3 protein-coding genes and 2 pseudogenes are annotated in these 3,765 nt (G+C 43.7%); 1 reads left to right on the forward strand and 4 read right to left on the reverse strand.

What is annotated here, in order from left to right; genetic code table 11:
* The 4 genes and pseudogenes from CXF78_RS14340 to CXF78_RS14355 all read right to left on the reverse strand — a co-directional run.
* Window positions 1–270: pseudogene (locus CXF78_RS14340) on the reverse strand (molecular chaperone); the annotation flags it as partial.
* 10 nt (window positions 271–280) lie between these two features.
* A complete protein-coding gene (locus CXF78_RS14345; RefSeq protein WP_102037186.1) occupies window positions 281–1,960 on the reverse strand; it encodes a 4Fe-4S binding protein in 1,680 nt (559 codons plus the stop codon).
* Window positions 1,961–2,115: 155 nt separating this feature from the next.
* Window positions 2,116–2,772 (reverse strand): DUF3306 domain-containing protein, encoded by a 657-nt coding sequence (locus CXF78_RS14350; RefSeq protein WP_011635545.1) that lies wholly within the window; start codon window positions 2,770–2,772, stop codon window positions 2,116–2,118.
* A complete protein-coding gene (locus tag CXF78_RS14355; RefSeq protein WP_011635544.1) occupies window positions 2,769–3,236 on the reverse strand; it encodes a DUF3305 domain-containing protein in 468 nt (155 codons plus the stop codon). Before CXF78_RS14355 ends, CXF78_RS14350 begins: the two co-directional genes overlap by 4 nt.
* A gap of 346 nt (window positions 3,237–3,582) precedes the next feature.
* On the opposite strand from CXF78_RS14355, the pseudogene CXF78_RS14360 reads away from it, so the two are divergent.
* Window positions 3,583–3,765: pseudogene (locus tag CXF78_RS14360) on the forward strand (sulfurtransferase FdhD); the annotation flags it as partial.

The following is a 3,765-nucleotide window of genomic DNA, read 5'->3' on the forward strand; positions in this document are numbered from 1 at the left end:
TGTATAAGAGAAAGTATAAACACTGAATACGACTAAGAAAATGGCAAAGTATTCATCTTCTAGGGTATTGGTATCACTATTTTCTGCCGCAAGTTTTAACGCATTCCATGCTTGACTCATGGTATTGCCATCCTCGGCCTCTACCTCTAAACCAGCTAAAAACTGTAATAACTCAGTATTGGGTTGGCGACGAAATAACGCAGCCAGCAACTGATATATATCGGCTCTTAACTGATCATTCTCACTTACTTGTCTTCCTGTTTCTGTCATAGGAGATCTCTTATTGCAATTGCTTTTCTGGATCGTCAAGGATGTCTTCAAACATGTCTTTTACACGGCAATCGCCACACATTTTCAAACGTTCAATATTGGCGCTAAACGCACTATGCTCACCTACCATCTCAATTATTTTTTTCACCATAGATTGGGTGGCAAATTCACTACCACATCGAATACATTCAAACGGAGGCTCATGTTTTAATACTTGAACTTGTTGTCTTGTAGACTGATTGAAGTTGATTTGAGGTAGTAAACTAATGACGTTTTCGGGACAGGCCGCTTCACATAAACCGCATTGGACGCAATCTTGCTCAACAAACTTAAGAGCAGGAGCGTCGCCGCCATCCTTTAACGCTTGGGTTGGACACGTTGCCACACACGACAAGCATAATGTGCACTTCTCACTGTTGATGCTAACCATACCGTAAGGAATATTCGCCATGGTTAACACGTCATCAACACCTGCAGCTTGACTGTTAAGGTGGTCAATCGCTTGGAACATAATACTGCGTTTTACATTGGTATTAGGTTCGATAGCGCTCAAGGTTATCGGCATTATCACTGGCCAAGCTAAGCTAACGGCTAGCGCGTCATCTAACTGGGTTAACTCTGACGGGGTAATTAAACGAATCCGTTGTGGCTGCCCCATTTGGTCGAGTATGCGATTTGCTAATGTAGACTCACCTTTAAGCATTTGCAGTAATGTTGGTGCTGTGGCCGGTGTGTGTAAAATTAAAATTTCGCGTGCACCATTGGCTAATGCAGCCAACCAATGATCGATACTTGCTACAGTGATTTCTTCCATTGCAACAGGTAACACGTCACCGCTTAACTGCTCGTTAATCCATTCTGCACCAGCTTCATTGTCATGAAATAATATTACTGGGGCAGTTTGCGCTTCTTGGCGATAACGACTAATTAACTTTTCGAGGTAAGTATGCAGTGAGGCTGGGGTTGGTAAATCATAGCTTAGCGCCCCAGTTGGGCATGCATTAGTACAGCTGCCTGCGCCATGACAAAGATAAGGGTCAATTTCAATTTTATGTGCAACGCTACTAATAGCATCAGCAGGGCAAAAATTTAAACAACGATTACAACCATTTAAGCCGTGCTTATCATGGGCACAAATATCGCTGTTAACTCGGACATAACGCGGTTTATCAAACTCACCAATTAACTCTGGAATACTGGCAATCGCATCGGCAAGTAAATCGCTGTCTTGGCCGACATAAAAGTAACCAGGAGGAAGCATTTCAAGGTTAATGCATGGGTTGTGGCTTAAATCGAGCACAATATCAAAGTGCGCTTGACGAATGGCGACAACGCTTAGTTCGCTAATACCGCTTTCACCTTCAACTTTGACCTGAAACTGGCCTAAAAAACCTTTTACGCTGGCCAATTTATTGTAATAACTTTCGACATCAGTGGCTGCATTCATCACCGCTTCAAGGTGAGTTTCATCTTGGTTAGTGATAGCCTCATTGGCTAAAATGACTCGGCTTGCCATTGTGGACAATTTGTCCGCAGCTAAACGCGCGAGATCTTCAGGCCCAATAATAAGCACATGCCCCTGGGTGGTATAGCTAACAGTGGGCGGAATTAAATTTTGCAAAATCTGCGTATTCGCCATCACCTGTTGTCGTGCTTGTTTCAGCTGTGGCTGGTTTTTTCTTATACTCATTGCGTTCCCAATTATCGGTTTTTATACCTCATTAACAGTGATAGCTCATTTCACTGTTCACGCTTATTGCACGTCATTAATTGACATTCACTTGTTCTATGTCTGTAACTAACGACTTTTATTTGTGTCACATTCATCTGGTGACGGTATCGTTATTACGCTTTCGCCTCATCACTGGCGACAGCTTGCTTTAGCAGATCATCATTCTGGTAAAGCGGTTGTTCTGGTTGCGATAACGCCGCAGTTGTTGTTGCATCATTATCGGCTAAATCGATTGAGTCCTCTTCGGCTATCGAGTCGGTTTGTTCGGCTAATTCGTTTGATGCTAATTCAGCTTGATCGGCTATGTCAGTTGGCGCTAAGTCCGCGTCTAATTCTGGCTCAGGCTTTTCTTTTTCAATGACATATCTAAACACTTTACTGGCCAACTCGGCGGATACATCCGCTGACAATAGCGGTTGATTGGTATAATCCAGCGCATATTCAAGTAACCCATCGATATGACCATATTGCGGCTGTTTCCATAATGCTCGTAGCGCAGCAGCTTTAGTGGTTGGATCGACACTTTTGGCCATAAAGCGGGCAAAACTGCCGCCAACTTCAATCGTGTTTGGGTCTGGTAATGCTTCTGGCTCTGCCACCTCATCCGCATCAATTTCGCTAACGGCTTGAGGTGATTCAGCCGTAAGTATGTTGTAGTCATCGGGCTTTTCTTGTGCCTGCTGCAATAACTCTTCTTGCTGAGCCTCTTCAGCAACCCGCTGACGCCTAATTTCCCAACGGTTAAGAAGACCTTCTGCTTTATCGCTCATTGCATATTTCCTGAGCGATTCGCGCTCGGCCCTTCATTTTTACGGCGGTTAACATGCTTGCGTCTATGAGCGCTGATTTCCACTTCGCCGTGACGAGTGATGAATGCCTCTATCCAACAGGCAACGGCGCTAGGCATTGGAATATTGAGCACTGGTGTATCTGACTCTAAGCAACCGGCACTCACGTGTTGGTCGGCAGAGATCATCGCAGGCACCCATGTGCCATCAATCAATTCGTCGCACACAATGAAGAGTGTTGCATTATCCATATCGAGATTGATGCGATAACTACCACGTTGATCTTTGTACAATTCCAGTGGCACCAAAACAGAATTGTCTGGTTGCGGCTCTGTTGCTGGAACCATTTGATCCAGCTCCCAGCGAACAGATGTCCAGCGCCCAACTTGGGTTTGAACCTTTTTCAATGAAACGTACATTGGCCAAATCGTGTCGGTGTGTTGCATGGTAATGCTTACCTCTGACATGAATATGTGTATTGAAATACACTTGATTGATTTGTTTATATCTAAATAGGAGCAAAAATGGTGCCAACTAAAAAGTAAAATTAACTTTGAACTAGATCCCGAAATCCCTCCTAAGAATAGGACAATATGTCCACAGTGCAATTTTAGGTGGGACATTAATACGCGCCAAATACATTGAATTTGTGAAGATTTGCGCCAGATCACGCTTAGACAAGTTGTTTTCAGTTTAGGGAATAATAATTGCTATGATCATCAAGTGTTGAAGCAGGCAAACTCTGCCTATTCTTTCAATCTATGAATGACCCACTAAGAGGCTATCTCGCTTATGACTCAATCTGTTTCAGCCACATCTTTGCAGCGCAATGCAATAAAATTTGTTAAAACCAACACTCAGGTTCCGCTCACCATTGCAGTTAAAGCCATCAACGAACAAGGCCAGGTCGTCGATAAATTTGTCGCCTGCGAACGACCATTAACCGTGTATTTAAATTGGCGCCCTATCGTAACC

It is taken from the genome of Shewanella sp. 11B5, assembly GCF_002836795.1.
In the GTDB taxonomy this organism is placed as follows: domain Bacteria; phylum Pseudomonadota; class Gammaproteobacteria; order Enterobacterales; family Shewanellaceae; genus Shewanella; species Shewanella frigidimarina.